Genomic DNA, 14,676 nt, shown 5'->3' on the forward strand with positions numbered 1-14,676 from the left:
TTGTTGTTAAAACTGCTCATTTTGCGCTTGTTTTTCAATAAAAATCATGCTGAAACGCTTAGGCATCGTATTACTTGTCAACTATCACCCGTAACTGCCTTTCTTTTATTGGTTAAGAATACACTGGGAATAAAAATAAGTACCAATACCACTGCTGAAATGAGGAATCCTGCTTGGTAGCTTTTTAATTCGGCTATTAATGTTGGCTGTAATCCTTGCATCATTGTAGCAATACTTGTCGCAATTAAAGCTGTTCCAAAACTGGCACCCAAATTCTCAATAATTGTTATCCCAACACCTGCCTCAGGCAACTGCTTACTACTTAGACCCGTGTAAGCATCGCTCATTAGAGGCAAATTAATCCCACCAAAACTGGTTCCACGAATAAAGAGCAAGATAACAATCCAAACCATACTCGTGTTAGCTGTAATAAACACCAACGGGATTGACCCAATAAGTGCAATAGCCAGACTTACCAGCACCACATACTTCGCTCCAATTTTATCAATCAGCTTTCCAATCAACGGGCGTGTCACAAGCATTCCTATCCCTTGTGGCATTAATGCGAGAGCCGCTTGACTGGGCGTAAACTGATGAATAGTAATAAAAAAGAGTGGCAAAATTAACATGGGTCCCATAATGGCAATGTTAGCAAGAAACAAACCACTGCTAGCTGCTAAATAAGTTTTATGTTTAAACAAGCTAAGCGGCAACACCGTTTGATTTTTGCGGATTTTATTATAACTAACATACACAACGATTAAAATGATACCGATGCTGAGCCATAGTATGGTTTGTTTATTATTAAACGACGCTTCATCTGCGGCTTTCGTAATCCCATAAATGAGCGCTATACTCATTAATGCTAGCGTTAAGATGCCAAAAACATCAAGTTTACTTTGCTTGTTGAAAGGCTCAAAAGGCGGAATAAATTTTAACATCAACGGTACTGCGATGAGAACAATAAAAATATTAATGAAAAAAATCCAATGCCACGATGCTCCTTGTACGATAAAACCTCCCAAAACAGGTCCTAGTATAGGCCCTAATATCATCGGTGTACTCACAATTGCCATCACACGACCGAGGTTTTCTTGACCCGCGGTTTTAACTAATAGCGTCATCATCAACGTCGTGATGATACCTGCACTAAACCCTTGTAGTAACCTCAAAATAATAAAACTGTAAACGTTCCAGCTAAAACCGATTAAAAATGATAGGAGCCCAAATGCTATCACTGCGCCAATAAAGATACGTTTCCCATTGAATTGGTTCATCAACCAACCAGAAATGGGGACAGCGATTGCCAAAGCTAAAACATACCCCGTTACAGACCATTGTAAAATTGCTAATGTGGTATTAAAATCCTTTATTAATGTATCCAAAGCGATATTGACCATTGTTGAATCAAGCATCGGTGCAATCGCTCCTAATGCAATTGCCCATGATGCAGCTAACATAGCTTTTGGTAAACGCTCAACTTTTCGGTGATCTTTCATAATGTTGTTCTCCTTCTTATCCCTATATTGTTTCTCTGTCAACAAAATAATAACAACGTTTTGTTTCCTTGTCAACAATAAAAAAGAAAAATTAAAAACAGCCATGCTAATTTGAACATGACTGTCTCCTTTAGAGTTAATTAAGCGTTAGGCCTTGTTTTTTAATTTCGTTATCTAAATGTTCATCATACAAGGCGACAAACTTCAATAATTCATTATAGTTGTCTTCTGTTACCTGTTCGAACACAGCACGATCACGTTCTCCAAAATAAGCATGTTGCGCTTCATGTATTTGATAAACGGCTTCCCCTTGTTCAGTTAGTCTAAAGTAGATTTCTTTACGATTCCCATCTTTTTGATAACTTTCAATCACTTTTTTATCAACTAATTTTTTTGTAAGCCGACTCAGAGCACCACGTGTCATATAAAGTGCTTCTGCTAAAATCGTTACATTTGGATCCTGCTTTTTTTTTATTGCTTCGATACAATGCACTTCAGAAGACTTGTACCCCTTCAGCTGTTCTTCCATTCGTGACTTGTTTAACCACGCCATCTTATTAAATAAGTCACGTACTTGTTCTGAAACTTGAGCTTCTTTAGACATGCTGTATCCTCTCCCATTGTATAATTATGTTTATCATAGCATATTGCAATGGCTTTAGGAAAGCACTTGTTCCCAACGTACTTTGTTACAAAAGAAAACATAATTCTTTTCTCAATTATATTATTAATACCCTTTGTATGTTAAGAATTTAACAAATGCATACACACATAAAACCCACGACCATCCAGTAATGCTTCGTGCAGCTCTATCTGACACTGGTAAATAATCAGGAGCAAAAAAGCCTAGTAGAACAATAATGCCCGTCACTAACAATAAGACTAAATATTTATTCATTGTATCTCTCCTCGTTAGATTCATCTGATGCTTCATTCTAACATGTTATCTCCACGCTTTCCAAACCAATTATTAATTTCTGTATTAAAAATGTTAACTTTAAGCTTTATTGAAAAAAATCGGCTTAATTATCTACTAAATTAACCCAGATCAGAAAGTTTTAGCTGGGTTTTTATCTAAAAAAACAGCCACAAACAACTGCTTTTAATTCTATAATCGTTTCTTAAGCAACAGCTTAAACATAATATGTGACGCTCCTAGCAATAACACTACGATACTGGTCGTATAAATGGCATAGCCGCTATCATTAAGGAACACTGGTACAGATCCTAAAATCACGGCAATTAATAAACTTCCAAGCATCCCTATTACGGCTGACATACTCTGCTTAACCACCTGTGTTTCTGACTCCCAGTCGTAATTAGCAAATTGATAATTTATAAAAAGTCCCCATGTTGCAGAAAAGATAGCAAATATGAGCGGAATAACTAACATCATCAGTCCTTGATACAAAGTTGCTTTAATACCAATAATAAAGAGACTTCCACTTATTAGAGCTACTGGGACAGTTAAAGTGAGATTAACGAGTATTTTACTAAGATAAATATCACGCAGGCGTAAAGGTAAGCTTTTAAGTATCCAAAGATTTTTACCTTCTAATGACAACGATACACTACTTGTGTTGGACATGCCTATCATTGCCGCCAATATAAAAGGAGCTAATTTTGGTAAAAACACGACTAATTCAGGTAAGCCTACCATTATCGCTAATCTTTCACTTCCAACAATTACTACTGCGACTGACATAATAACTGACATGACCAATCCAACAACCATATTAGTCACATAAATAGTAGATGATAAAAAGCGTTTCAGCTCTTTACTATATAGAGCAGTCAGAACGCTGCCACTATTTAAACGATTAACTTCATAATTACTCTTATTATAGGTTGAAGATATTCTGGTGTTAAGCGATTTATATTTAAAAGATAACACTTTTACAAATAATAGGTACCACACTATCGAAATTGCTATAAAGCTTATAAATTGTAACCATTTCTCCTCTACTATTCCGTTGTGGTACAATTCTGCGATTGGATAAATTTTGAAAGATTCGTTGATAAATATCCTCGATAAGTCATTTAATTGATTAATATCAAAGCTCTGATTGAATCCACCCGCAAATAAGGAAGCCGCTAAAATACTAATAAGTAGCACTATCATTAACACCGTTGATATAAGTGAGGCATGTTTTGTTCTTGAAGCAATTGCTGTAATAACTGCTCCGATAATAGTCGCAATTGTTGTAGGTATGAGTGTTACCGTAAACATAGCAATAATCCAAAAACAATAAAACAACCTATTAGGATTGCTAAAAACAGCATATATAACGCCCGCTGGCAACATGATTAAAAGCGATAACAGTGTGTTCCAAATATATAAATACATAAAGCGGCTCGCAATAATAGTCGTTGTTTTTATAGGTAATGACATCAAGGTATCATAATCAAAAAAACCAAATAATTCACCGTTTGCTTTGAAAATAGTAAAAAAAAATGAGAGCAAACTAGCTATCAAAAATGCATAAAGTGGAATTAATTGTGTCATGTTTAAATAACCCAGACCATAGGCGATTGCCCCACTATAAAAACTTGCCATTAATGCGACAATAGCAAGACATATCAAGTATATCAGGCGTTTGCTTTTTTCTTTTTTATGACCTGCCACTTTGAATATATTTAAACGTTGTTGCGAAATAAAACGAACTCTTAGCAACAACCAAATATTCTTATCCATTTTCAAGCACCTCCATAAAGAGGTCTTCTAAAGATTGTTCTTTTACTAGTTGCTCCATTTCGCCATTAATTGCGATTTTACCATGATGAATCATCGCAATTTTATTACATAATTTTTGTGCAACATCTAATACATGAGTTGAGAAAAAAACAGCGCTCCCTCTCGTGCATAGGTCTTTCATAATATTACGTAAAACAATCGCTGCTTTTGGATCTAACCCAACAAAAGGTTCATCAAGAATCAGTAGCTTAGGTTTGTGTATCACTGCACCAATTAAAGCGATTTTTTGTTTCATTCCGTGTGAATATGAAGAAATTAAATCACCTAAATTACCCATTATTTCAAAAGCCTCTGCGTATTTTTTAATTTGTTGTTCCCGCTCACTTGATGATAGACCAAAAACATCTGAAATAAAATTAAGATATTGAATACCCGTTAAATGCTCATATAAATCAGGATTATCAGGAATATAGGCGGTTATAGATTTACAGTCAATTGGATTAGTTTTTATAGATAAACCTTCGATATATATTTCGCCTTGCTCAAAATCTAATACCCCTACTACTGCCTTAATTGTAGTGCTTTTGCCGGCACCATTGTGACCTATAAATGCAAAAATATCACCCGCAGCTACTTCGATATTAATATTTTCAACTGCTTGTTTTCCATTATTATACGTTTTACCAAAATTTTTAATTTCTAATATATTCATCTGCTTTCCCCCTTTTTGAATGACAAGTTACTATTAAACTATTTAGTTAATTATAACCCATTAAGAGAATGATTCCCTGTTATTTACTGTTTTTGTATATATATTAATTACTACTATCAACTTTTAGAAAATACTTACTTTCAAAAAACAACCATAGTAGCTGTCTCAAACTGAATACAATTACAAAAGAGTTCGAACTTTTTTAATACTGCTGTATTCGTAAACAATGGTGGCGTAACAACTATGCTTATTCATCAATTAATGCTGCATTAGATAACCCCGAGCGTCTGCTATTATTTTAATAAAACTAACAATGTCTCCTAAAAAGCACATATGATGTTGGTGAAGTATTTATAGTAACTAGCGTGTTATCAAAAAAAAACTACTCTCATATTAGAGACTAGCTTTTTGAAATGGAATGATTAATTTCTTTTTATACTATTTTAATCCAATGGTTTAATGATTAAATCTTTAAAGAAAGCCTCCGTCCCAATATCTACAAATAAACCTATGTTACCTCTTGCCCCAGCACCAAGCTTCATTTTATCAACAACCAATACAGGTTTCTTCTGATTGTTTAGATAGAAGGTTGCTTTTTCATCAATAACTATTATTTTTAAAGTAATCCACTTATCTAACGCAATATCAGCTGGGCCTTCAAAATCTACTATTCCACGGTTTCTAAAGTAATCAAAAGTGTAGTTTGGGTATGAAAAATATTGCACCCCGCGGTTTTTTCTTACAGGATCAGTTGTTTGTCCATTAGTAGGGCGAACATAAAAAGCTTCAAAATTTGTATCCTCTTCATTGATTCTAAACGCAACACCAATAAAACCTCGTGCAAAATCAGGGGCATCTGGCAAAAGACGACTTAACATCTTCACTTCTATCTCGCCGTTATGAAAAGACGTATTTGAAATTTTCGCATAAGTATTCTCATCAAATGCCATTAATTTATCTTTCTTCACTACTCGTAATACGTTTTCACCATCCAACTCTGTATAATCACACTCAGTATGAATTGCTGTATAAGCTATCGAATTAATAGTCAAAATAAATTCCTCCTGGTTAATTAATTTTTAGTCTTCTATTATTGTAAAATAAGTATAAATCAACTAAATTTCAAGGTTTTAAAACGAACTTTTGTGTGAAGTTTAGTCACTAATTTATCCTTACCAGAAAAACCAGTTCCATATAAATACGCTGATTAAACAAATAATTGCTGAGGTTAATGTAAATACTAACACTATTTTAATTTTATTCACACGGTCTCTTTTTTTATCTCTTTTTTCTCGCGCTGCTTGAATATTTTTTCCTTCAGTAAAAGCAAGGATTTCTGCATAAGTTTGTATATTTTCCATTTTTTTCATTTTCTCAATTTTCAGTGCCGCTACCATAGAAATCACCCAAAACACCAACGAAATACCAACCCCATACCAACCCCATAAATCCATCAAAGGGACAATAGATATCACCGTCATTATCATAAAAACAAATATTACCCCTGTGTGTTTATTAAATTTTGCAACACCGATTGTTTGTCTCATATTTTCCACATCACCTTTAATTAATTCATCTAAACTCACTTCAAAGAGCGTGCTTAATGCTATTAAATTATGAATATCTGGATATGTATGGTCATTCTCCCATTTAGAGATGGTTTGTCGTGTCACATAGATTTTTTCTGCGAGCTCTTCTTGAGAAAGACCGTCACGTTCACGATAAATTTTTAATTGCTTACTAAAATTCATTAGTTACTACCTCCTTTTATATAATGATAATATAAAAACAGTTAGTTTGTCTGTCTATGAGGATATACTTTGCTTATTTCTCCCTGTACACTTTCGTTTACATGAGTGAAAACATTGATTTAACAGCTTTCTGGCAATTATCACTATTTAGTGAAAATTAAAGCGAGTGATGTCAACGTAGTTGTAAGTTGCGATGAATTTGAACGCAGTAAAAATTAAGATGCAATAAACGACCTTCGAAACCGAAGTGTCGCATTTTATCAACTTCTATGTGTAAATAAAAAAGCTACTATCAAATTAATAACAGTAGAAATTGTAATTTTTATGGAGTATAAACTAATATTTTTTATTCCCGTCATCTATTGACAGACTATTCCGAATTCACTATGATGTAGGTACATCTTTAACGAAAGTAAGTTACATTATGTAAAGAAAGAGTCACATTTACTTTATTTTTTTAATAATAGCATTAATATTTAGTAGCATTAACTTTGATACTGTTAGTGCAAGTAATACTGATACCCTAGCTGCCAGTCATCAAATAAGCACTCGTGACAACAGACCAATGGATGACAGTGGTGGAGCACCGATGGCTCCTAAAGGCGGAGGACTTGGTGGTAGAGCACCTATTCCTAAACCTAATTCCTTACCAAATGGATACTACACCAGTATAAAAAATCACCAAATTATCCAAAGGATTTTAAAGCTTCTAACCTTAAAAAAAATACGGTTAAAAATGGACAGCGTTTAGATAGTTTAAGAAAAGTGAAAAGTGGCGAATGGAAAAAAGTTTATTATGATGGTTATTCTAAAAATAAAAAAGTATCTATCCATTATTTTCAGCATACTAAAAGTCAAAAATAATATGCATAGTAACATTAAAAGATAAAGGAAGTGAGCCCTATTTTAAAGATAAACAGTACGAATTACTATTATAATTCTCGAGCATATTTAATGCTTATGATTGGTGCACTAGAGTCTTATAAAAAAGGGGACATTTCAACTGATCAGCTGCATGCCTATGTTTTCACACCTGCAACTGAGACAACGATGGCTGAAATACCCTGTCATAAAACCATCCCTGAACTTATCTCAGAAAACTTATACTACGAAGATGACTATAATCCAGATACAAGGATTCGGATGGCTGATGTCGCAATTGCAAAAGCACATTATCTTCTTGCAACACTTAAAGAATTAGAACTTGAAGATCCTGACAATGAATATGATGGGATTTATTCAAATTGGTGGATTCCAATTGATGAAAATGAACAATCTATATGAATTAAGAATACTTGAAATAGACGAAATAGTATTTACTACAAGTCAGATACTTTATTTTTCAATACAGCTGGGATTTACTTGTTAGCTGTATTAACATTGAAACAGTAAGTGCGAGCAGTACGTATCCCCTAACTGAAAGTCATCAAATAAGCACTCGTGCCAATAGACCAATGGATGGCAGTGGTGGCGCACCGATGGCTCCTAAAGGCGGAGGAATTGGTGGTAGAGCACCTATTCCAAAAACTAAGCCTAAGCCTAAACCGAAGCCAAAACCAAAACCGAAAAAAGAACATCAAGTTGTATCCAGCTATAACAATGCTTTGAAAAAGGGACAGAAAACTAACAGCCATAAAGTAACACATGCCACCAAATTTAAGAATAATATTTCTACAAGTGGAAAATCATATTCTTCAGCAGATTTATACAGAAACAATAAACTAGAGATAAGAAGATAATATGGTAAAAGTGGGAAAGTACAGACTGATATCCATTATTCAAATCATGGATATCCAAAAACACATCCTAAAGTACCACATCGTCATAATTGGAAGTGGATTAACGGAAATTGGGCTCCGGGAAAAGAATATTAAGAGGTGAAATATAAATGGACAAAAAAGAATGGGAAGATTACAGAAACGACATTGTTGATGAACACCAAGAGCTACCATTTTATTTGGATGGTAAAGAATGGTGGATTTCACGTTTATATGGTGAAGAAAAAAGTTATTTGTTGACAGCTCCAAATTCGGACACGCAGTTTTTCGCAACAGCTGAGGAACTCTTTGAAAAAGGTATCGTCAATGGGAAACCTTTTATGGAACAGGTGCCTTATTTTTCCTTGATTTAATAATTTACACATTAACCACAAAAAAGAGCTAAACGTTGATACAACAGTGATTAGCTCTTTTTTTCGGTGTATTTATACCAAAACCAGCATTTTTATTTATATTCTTCTGTTAAAAATTCAATTTGTTTTTCAGTTAATTCAATCATTCCGTTTCCAATCCACGGCGTTCCAATTAGCTTAACTTCAACTGGAGTACTGTACACTCTACTTTGAGCGTTAGAAACGCTTAAGTTAAGCAATTGAGCATACTCCACTGTTCCTTTTTTTGTCATAAAGATAAACTGTTTTTTTACATGATTCATAGTAGGCGTGTTGTTTTCTTCTAAAAAGTTAAAAAAACTCTGATTCTAGCTAAGTGAATGTTCACAGTGATAGCATTTTCAAATGTTTTAGTAAGATATAGTTTAAAATTTCGTAGCTGTTTAAAATCAATCTGCTCAAAAGTTAGTTGAGATAGTTCTAAATACAACAAAAGACACTTCCTTCTAATCTCAAATGAGACAAGTAAGAAAGTGCCTTTATTAAATTGGCATATTACCAAAATTGTTACAAGTAGCAAGTTTTTATGGGATACCAATTATTTGTGAAAAATATTGAATAAGTAGTTGCAGCTATTTTAGTAAGTGTACCTATTTACTCTATTCCCACTCCGTCATAGCTAAGTCTATTTTGAATGAATTTGAATAGTTTAAAGCTTTTTACTTAGAATTAAATAGTGAGTAGTTATTAGAATTTTGTGCGGTTGTTTGCAAAATGTTTGCAAAAATAAAAATTATATGATATTATGTATTTGTAATCGAAACAAAAAAACAATCGGAAGGAGGCTAATATTATGGCTAGAGATTATATGAGTATAAGGCTTTCATATGAAGCTAAATTTTGGTTGGAAAAATTACAAAGTCATGTGCAACAAGTTCTAGATAAATCTATTGATGAAAAAGAAGTAGATGATATGGAAATGATTTTGAAAGAATATCTTGAAAAAATTTCAGATCCACTTGGTGGTGTCTCAATAACAAATATACTTAAAGTATCAGCTTCAAGTATAATAGAGAAAGCATATTATTATACAGAAAACTATTCGCTAGAAAAATGGTTGGAAATTGATGAATTAGTACAAAATAGTAAAATTAATTCAAATTTAGAAGTAGGAACACTTACCCCACGTTTGTATTTAGATAAAGAAGTGATTAACGGTTTAGAACAGTACCGATATGATTTTAAAAAAGAAAATATGGTACGTGTTGTAAAAATGAGTTATGTGATAAAAAATGTATTGTATGCATATCATTTAGAAATATTAGGAAAGTAAAATGATTGAAGATTCTTTTAGAGTCTTCAAATAATTTTCGAACTGAATGTCTCGATTAGCGAGACTAATAAACTTGAAGAGGTGGGAAAATGTCTTATGAAACGCCAGAAGGAAAAGAAATAAAAACTATTGTAATCAGCGTATCACATTTACAAAAAACGTTTGATGATTATGCTAAAGATTTTCCATTTGAATGTCTGTCAGTGTTAGACTTTCTTGAATATGAAATTGTAAATGGTGCTCAAATTGTTGAATTAGAGGAGGAATAACATGAGACAACGAGTACGGGGCTCCCCTCCCCTACTACTAAAAAATGTAACTATGTTGCTGAATTAAAAAATGAGAGGAATGAACTAATCATGAAAAAAAATATCAACGAATTATTATTACTAGAAGGAATTACTTTATCAAGTTTATCAGATGGAGTTCTTAGAAAGTTACAAACTTTGAGATTAGGCAAATCAGAAAGTTTTAATTTAACGCAAGATAATGTATCAGAAATGACTGTAAGCTACACCCTTCCAACTGCAGAGAATGTAATGGATAATATCCTGTCTTCTTGTCGTTTGTTTACAAATAAAGGAACTAGACTTATAGACTTAATTATTTCCAAAGATGGAGATTATCGGTTCTACCCTAACAGTTTTTTTTACTACACCGATAGTGAACTAAATAATAATGTTGCTTTAGAGCCAATAAAAAATGCCTTAGAAGAATTTCAAATTAATACTTCAATTAATCATAGATACTTTGCTCGCATTGCTGATGAATCAAGCATAGAAGAGATTCAAAAATTAATGCCTAAAGAATCTTATTTATGTCACAAACTTAAGAAAGAATTTGCTAAATCTACCGAGTGTAATGTTCGATATTCTTACCTTATAAAAGTCATTGCAGGATTAAATTTAATTGATAATGAGGTGAAATAAGAGGAAATTTTAGGAATAAATCTTGAAATTGAAGAAAAAATACATGCCTAAAATCGCAAATGTTTATCAAGATAAAAAAAATGGAAAATGGTACTTTGTAGCAAGTTTAGGTTTTGATGAAAAAGGCAAACGAGTCCAACATTGGGAACGTGGTTTCCCAACCCAAAAGGAAGCAAAATCTGCCTACGATGATTACATGAATGATTATTCTAAAACCGCTATTAAGAAGAATAGTTCAATGAGTTATCAAGAATTCTATACAACTTATTTTGAAACAGACTATAAACGTTCTGTTAAAAAGCGAACCTATGATAACCGAGTTTCTTCTATGAGAATCCATTTCGCCTATTTTTACAAAATAAAATTAAATGAAATCAGTCCACCTATGATAAAAAAGTGGCAAAATGAATTATCTGAAAAATATTCTAGTGCTTATATTAGAAATATTTATGGATTGTTTCAAATGAGTTTAGATTTAGCTGTGAAGTTAGGTTTGTTACAAAAAAACGTTGCAAAACAGGTAGGAAATGTAAAGAAAAATAAAAAGAAAGTTGATTTTTGGACTCAATCTGAATTTGAAAAAGTGATAGCTACCTTTGATACTTCTGATTACTACCAAAACTATTCATTCATGCTTATCTGGCTACTATTTATGACCGGGTTGCGTTTTGGTGAAGCTCAAGCATTAGAATGGGATAATGACATTGATTTTGAAAATAAAACCTTGCGTGTCAATAAATCTATGTACTATAAAAATGCTGAAGAGTATTACATTACTGAACCTAAAACAACTGCTAGTAATAGGGTAATTGCAATAGATAGTGATACGATAAGATATTTAAAGAATTGGAAAATGGCACAAGAAAATTGTGGTGGTTCAAAATGGATTCTTTCTTACAATGGATTGCCCACAAATAAGAGTGCACCCTATCACATTATTCAAAGGCACTCGGAGCTTGCAGGTGTTCATAGGATAAAAACACATGCTCTTCGTCATAGCCACGCTTCACTATTAATATCATTGGGAGAAAATGCTATTGTAATACGTGACAGGCTAGGTCATGAGGATATTAAAACAACTTTAGGAACATACGGACACCTCTATCCAAATACTAATATAGAAGTTGCTAATAGGCTTGTAAGCCTTATAAATGTCGAGACAAATGAAAAGGCAATAAAAGAAACAAAAAAATTTAGTGGAAACCAATATATCAAGAAAGAAGGAAAATAAAAATGGCAAAATTATTAAGCGTTAGAGATTGGGATTTTAATACGATTGGGACTTTGTTTGAGTTGGATGAGGTAACTCCTGTTTTCGAACAAGAGCATAGAGCAGATGAAAACGGTGAAATTATCAAAGATAGAGAAGGAAAACCAAGAAATTTTGCAACTGATAAAGTCATTGGAATGAACTATTCGGTAACGATATTAGACGGGAAGTTCAAGAAGAAGTCTACTCAAATAAAAATACTTGATCCTAAGCCTTTCATGACTAATGATGATATTATGAAAAAAGACTCTGTTAAAATTAAATTTGTTAACTTAGAATGTAGTATGCAAGGCAATCCTATGTATTATCGTGCTGAAAAAATTGAGCTTGCATAATGAATTCTGACATTATAGCATTTTTAAATGAGCCTTCAATTGGTGTTCTGTATTTAAATGGTTTAAAACCAACTTTTGCACGAGAAAAATTTAATAAAAAAAGTTTTGTATACTCAAGGATAGAGGAAATGAAAGAAACTGGTTTCAATTATGCGTATATGAATGATATTTTGGTTATAGAAGATACAGCAAAGAAACGGCCTATCTATGAATGTATGGTAGAAGATTTACCATTAAGTACACAGGGCGATTTTATAGCATTCTTTCATGCTGAAATAAAAAATCATAAATGGCTAGCAAGCAGTTTGACTTTACCTAATATGGTATACTTGAAACGACATTTAATAACAATCGTATGTAAATAGGAAGTTATTTAAGTATGAGGAAAAACCAAGTAACTATAAAAATCGAAAGATTCGGCGAAGATATACCAGATGAATTTAAAGAAATGAACATGCAAGTTATGTCTGTTTATGCTGATGGAAATGATTTACACGAGACGTTATGTGGAGCTTTCCAACTAGCCTTAAATGAAGTTGCTAAATATAAACATGATAATTTTACTCGTAGGGAAAGTTTTGATTCATTGGAACTTACACAAAGAAAAGTTAAGAGCCTTTGCTTAGATAGACAAAGAAAAGAAGAGAATTTAAAGTCAGATAACTAATGGAATAAAGTTGTTGTTTGCAACATATAAAAATAAGAACCTAGAACCTTATAAATAAAGGTCTATAGGTTCTTATTTTTTACCCTCGTTCATTTGTTTTAAGTGATTATGAGTAATGGTTTTAATCTAGTATACTTCTCACAGTAAGAAGCGCAATAATTAATATCCAATTTTTTTCGACACTATAAATAAGATGTTTATTGTAGTTTGTATTTAAATAAATCTAATTTAAATGAACTCATCATACTTTGGTATCTCAATTCTTCATTTGGACTGGCAGCCCCGAAAAAAGCTGTTGCAATTAGTTCCTTTTCATTTAAAGCTAACATATTTTCAATTAATACAGGAGAAAAATAGACATTTTCACTATACTCTGCTATACAATAAGTTAAGAAAGAAAAAAGTAATCGATCATCTTTACAAAAATTTAAAGATTTGATGAAATTATCATAACATTCATCTTCCTTAAATCTGGAAACTATAATAATAGTTTCAGATTCTTTTGGAATTACAGATAAATAAATAGATGGGATATATGGATTCACTATAATTATAAATATCTGCGGCAGGATTCCCCTCTATATCAACACATATGGCAACAGCAGTTGTTAAAGTAAAAGCAGTTTTAAAAGGTAAAACTTTAACAAAACTTTCTAATTTATCATATTCACGAGTTTCATAAATATTTTTAAATCGATTATAGTCAACTTCCATATCTATTATACTTAATTCGTTTCCTCTATAATTATTTGATAATTGCTTATTTTTTGTGGCTTCAGGTGATTTCTTAAACAAAGACGAATAACTTTTTTTAAGTCTGTATTTTCTATGAGCTTCAAAACAATGTGCTCTAAAAGCGAACCAATAATTTTGTTCATCAGTTCCCTCAAAGGGAACATCCTCTATTATTTTGAAGTATTCTTCGTCATGATACTTACAAAAACCGTCGAAGGTGCTTGCTTGATTTTTTCCAATCTTTCTAAACTCTAGTATAGGAACTAAAGAATGTTCTCGATAATTTATATCTAACATATAAACATGTCCTTCATCGGCAATTAGATTTAAGACACCATTATTTTGTAAAGAATGAGAACTTATATAACCATGATCACAATTATTATCAAATCCAAAGCACGTTTTGAAATCGGTATCTCTAAAATGCTTATGAGATTCTGAATATAGTCTTTTGGCATTATACTCTTTTTTACTATTAGAGCTATTGTTACTTTTAACGTAACAACAAAATTTGTATTTTTCCCCACTTTCACATGGGCAGGGTTCGTAGGGACCAAATACATAAGGTGTAGTTGTATACGGGTTCATAATTATCCTCATTTCATATCAATAATATTTAATTATATTTTACATTGAAGAT

At 32.4% G+C, this 14,676-nt stretch carries 20 protein-coding genes; 11 read left to right on the forward strand and 9 right to left on the reverse strand.

Going from position 1 to position 14,676, the window contains the following annotated elements:
- Positions 1–77: 77 nt before the first annotated feature.
- From V6S17_RS07925 to V6S17_RS07955, 7 genes are all read right to left on the reverse strand, one after another.
- A complete protein-coding gene (locus V6S17_RS07925) occupies positions 78–1,499 on the reverse strand; it encodes a DHA2 family efflux MFS transporter permease subunit (protein WP_029092131.1) in 1,422 nt (473 codons plus the stop codon).
- 136 nt (positions 1,500–1,635) lie between these two features.
- Positions 1,636–2,103 (reverse strand): MarR family winged helix-turn-helix transcriptional regulator, encoded by a 468-nt coding sequence (locus tag V6S17_RS07930; RefSeq protein WP_029092132.1) that lies wholly within the window; start codon positions 2,101–2,103, stop codon positions 1,636–1,638.
- Positions 2,104–2,226: 123 nt separating this feature from the next.
- Entirely contained in the window at positions 2,227–2,397 is a 171-nt protein-coding gene (locus V6S17_RS07935) for a hypothetical protein (RefSeq protein ID WP_154657746.1), read from the reverse strand.
- 210 nt (positions 2,398–2,607) lie between these two features.
- A complete protein-coding gene (locus V6S17_RS07940; protein WP_029092133.1) occupies positions 2,608–4,194 on the reverse strand; it encodes a hypothetical protein in 1,587 nt (528 codons plus the stop codon).
- Positions 4,187–4,900, reverse strand: a complete 714-nt coding sequence (locus V6S17_RS07945; RefSeq protein WP_029092134.1) for an ABC transporter ATP-binding protein — start codon at positions 4,898–4,900, stop codon at positions 4,187–4,189. Before V6S17_RS07945 ends, V6S17_RS07940 begins: the two co-directional genes overlap by 8 nt.
- A 449-nt stretch (positions 4,901–5,349) precedes the next feature.
- Positions 5,350–5,958, reverse strand: a complete 609-nt coding sequence (locus V6S17_RS07950) for a hypothetical protein (protein ID WP_051457204.1) — start codon at positions 5,956–5,958, stop codon at positions 5,350–5,352.
- A 120-nt stretch (positions 5,959–6,078) separates the two neighbouring features.
- Positions 6,079–6,657, reverse strand: a complete 579-nt coding sequence (locus tag V6S17_RS07955; protein WP_029092136.1) for a helix-turn-helix domain-containing protein — start codon at positions 6,655–6,657, stop codon at positions 6,079–6,081.
- 589 nt (positions 6,658–7,246) lie between these two features.
- Here V6S17_RS07955 and V6S17_RS07960 point away from each other — a divergent pair.
- The 4 genes from V6S17_RS07960 to V6S17_RS07975 all read left to right on the forward strand — a co-directional run bounded on the left by V6S17_RS07960 (position 7,247) and on the right by V6S17_RS07975 (position 8,788).
- The gene (locus tag V6S17_RS07960) at positions 7,247–7,408 is read left to right on the forward strand and encodes a hypothetical protein (RefSeq protein WP_154657747.1); all 162 of its coding nucleotides are present in this window, start codon (positions 7,247–7,249) and stop codon (positions 7,406–7,408) included.
- Between the two features lie 203 nt (positions 7,409–7,611).
- A complete protein-coding gene (locus tag V6S17_RS07965) occupies positions 7,612–7,941 on the forward strand; it encodes a DUF3969 family protein (RefSeq protein ID WP_029092137.1) in 330 nt (109 codons plus the stop codon).
- A gap of 194 nt (positions 7,942–8,135) precedes the next feature.
- Complete coding sequence (locus tag V6S17_RS07970; protein ID WP_036027585.1) at positions 8,136–8,396, forward strand: hypothetical protein; 261 nt, start codon at positions 8,136–8,138, stop codon at positions 8,394–8,396.
- A gap of 149 nt (positions 8,397–8,545) precedes the next feature.
- On the forward strand, positions 8,546–8,788 hold the full coding sequence (locus V6S17_RS07975; protein ID WP_029092138.1) for a hypothetical protein: 243 nt from the start codon (positions 8,546–8,548) through the stop codon (positions 8,786–8,788).
- 92 nt (positions 8,789–8,880) lie between these two features.
- Here V6S17_RS07975 and V6S17_RS07980 read toward each other — a convergent pair whose 3' ends face one another.
- Positions 8,881–9,060: a hypothetical protein gene (locus V6S17_RS07980; RefSeq protein WP_036042274.1), complete on the reverse strand. Its 180-nt coding sequence runs from the start codon at positions 9,058–9,060 to the stop codon at positions 8,881–8,883.
- Between the two features lie 560 nt (positions 9,061–9,620).
- Between V6S17_RS07980 and V6S17_RS07985 the strand changes: the two genes are divergently transcribed.
- From V6S17_RS07985 to V6S17_RS08015, 7 genes are all read left to right on the forward strand, one after another.
- On the forward strand, positions 9,621–10,100 hold the full coding sequence (locus V6S17_RS07985) for a hypothetical protein (protein ID WP_029092140.1): 480 nt from the start codon (positions 9,621–9,623) through the stop codon (positions 10,098–10,100).
- Positions 10,101–10,189: 89 nt separating this feature from the next.
- Complete coding sequence (locus tag V6S17_RS07990; protein ID WP_029092141.1) at positions 10,190–10,369, forward strand: hypothetical protein; 180 nt, start codon at positions 10,190–10,192, stop codon at positions 10,367–10,369.
- A 90-nt stretch (positions 10,370–10,459) separates the two neighbouring features.
- The gene (locus V6S17_RS07995; protein ID WP_029092142.1) at positions 10,460–11,029 is read left to right on the forward strand and encodes a hypothetical protein; all 570 of its coding nucleotides are present in this window, start codon (positions 10,460–10,462) and stop codon (positions 11,027–11,029) included.
- 43 nt (positions 11,030–11,072) lie between these two features.
- Positions 11,073–12,260 carry a site-specific integrase gene (locus tag V6S17_RS08000; RefSeq protein ID WP_029092143.1) on the forward strand — a complete coding sequence of 396 codons (1,188 nt, stop codon included), beginning with the start codon at positions 11,073–11,075 and terminating at the stop codon, positions 12,258–12,260.
- Between the two features lie 2 nt (positions 12,261–12,262).
- The gene (locus V6S17_RS08005) at positions 12,263–12,634 is read left to right on the forward strand and encodes a hypothetical protein (RefSeq protein WP_029092144.1); all 372 of its coding nucleotides are present in this window, start codon (positions 12,263–12,265) and stop codon (positions 12,632–12,634) included.
- A complete protein-coding gene (locus V6S17_RS08010) occupies positions 12,634–12,999 on the forward strand; it encodes a hypothetical protein (protein WP_244877114.1) in 366 nt (121 codons plus the stop codon). Before V6S17_RS08005 ends, V6S17_RS08010 begins: the two co-directional genes overlap by 1 nt.
- A 14-nt stretch (positions 13,000–13,013) precedes the next feature.
- Complete coding sequence (locus tag V6S17_RS08015; protein ID WP_029092145.1) at positions 13,014–13,301, forward strand: hypothetical protein; 288 nt, start codon at positions 13,014–13,016, stop codon at positions 13,299–13,301.
- 492 nt (positions 13,302–13,793) lie between these two features.
- On the opposite strand, the gene V6S17_RS08020 is transcribed toward V6S17_RS08015, so the two are convergent.
- Positions 13,794–14,624, reverse strand: coding sequence for a YecA family protein (locus tag V6S17_RS08020; RefSeq protein ID WP_029092147.1), 831 nt, complete (start codon positions 14,622–14,624; stop codon positions 13,794–13,796).
- Positions 14,625–14,676: the final 52 nt, after the last annotated feature.

It is taken from the genome of Brochothrix thermosphacta DSM 20171 = FSL F6-1036 (assembly GCF_036884295.1).
In the GTDB taxonomy this organism is placed as follows: Bacteria; Bacillota; Bacilli; order Lactobacillales; family Listeriaceae; genus Brochothrix; species Brochothrix thermosphacta.

Excerpts from the sequence above, each read along its gene's own strand:
- V6S17_RS07925 (WP_029092131.1), bottom strand. The coding sequence starts at position 1,499 with ATGAAAGATCACCGAAAAGTTGAGCGTTTACCAAAAGCTATGTTAGCT.
- V6S17_RS07930 (WP_029092132.1), bottom strand. The coding sequence starts at position 2,103 with ATGTCTAAAGAAGCTCAAGTTTCAGAACAAGTACGTGACTTATTTAAT.
- V6S17_RS07935 (WP_154657746.1), bottom strand. The coding sequence starts at position 2,397 with ATGAATAAATATTTAGTCTTATTGTTAGTGACGGGCATTATTGTTCTA.
- V6S17_RS07940 (WP_029092133.1), bottom strand. The coding sequence starts at position 4,194 with ATGGATAAGAATATTTGGTTGTTGCTAAGAGTTCGTTTTATTTCGCAA.
- V6S17_RS07955 (WP_029092136.1), bottom strand. The coding sequence starts at position 6,657 with ATGAATTTTAGTAAGCAATTAAAAATTTATCGTGAACGTGACGGTCTT.
- V6S17_RS07960 (WP_154657747.1), top strand. The coding sequence starts at position 7,247 with ATGGCTCCTAAAGGCGGAGGACTTGGTGGTAGAGCACCTATTCCTAAA.
- V6S17_RS07965 (WP_029092137.1), top strand. The coding sequence starts at position 7,612 with ATGCTTATGATTGGTGCACTAGAGTCTTATAAAAAAGGGGACATTTCA.
- V6S17_RS07970 (WP_036027585.1), top strand. The coding sequence starts at position 8,136 with ATGGCTCCTAAAGGCGGAGGAATTGGTGGTAGAGCACCTATTCCAAAA.
- V6S17_RS07975 (WP_029092138.1), top strand. The coding sequence starts at position 8,546 with ATGGACAAAAAAGAATGGGAAGATTACAGAAACGACATTGTTGATGAA.
- V6S17_RS07980 (WP_036042274.1), bottom strand. The coding sequence starts at position 9,060 with ATGACAAAAAAAGGAACAGTGGAGTATGCTCAATTGCTTAACTTAAGC.
- V6S17_RS07985 (WP_029092140.1), top strand. The coding sequence starts at position 9,621 with ATGGCTAGAGATTATATGAGTATAAGGCTTTCATATGAAGCTAAATTT.
- V6S17_RS07990 (WP_029092141.1), top strand. The coding sequence starts at position 10,190 with ATGTCTTATGAAACGCCAGAAGGAAAAGAAATAAAAACTATTGTAATC.
- V6S17_RS07995 (WP_029092142.1), top strand. The coding sequence starts at position 10,460 with ATGAAAAAAAATATCAACGAATTATTATTACTAGAAGGAATTACTTTA.
- V6S17_RS08000 (WP_029092143.1), top strand. The coding sequence starts at position 11,073 with ATGCCTAAAATCGCAAATGTTTATCAAGATAAAAAAAATGGAAAATGG.
- V6S17_RS08005 (WP_029092144.1), top strand. The coding sequence starts at position 12,263 with ATGGCAAAATTATTAAGCGTTAGAGATTGGGATTTTAATACGATTGGG.
- V6S17_RS08010 (WP_244877114.1), top strand. The coding sequence starts at position 12,634 with ATGAATTCTGACATTATAGCATTTTTAAATGAGCCTTCAATTGGTGTT.
- V6S17_RS08015 (WP_029092145.1), top strand. The coding sequence starts at position 13,014 with ATGAGGAAAAACCAAGTAACTATAAAAATCGAAAGATTCGGCGAAGAT.
- V6S17_RS08020 (WP_029092147.1), bottom strand. The coding sequence starts at position 14,624 with ATGAACCCGTATACAACTACACCTTATGTATTTGGTCCCTACGAACCC.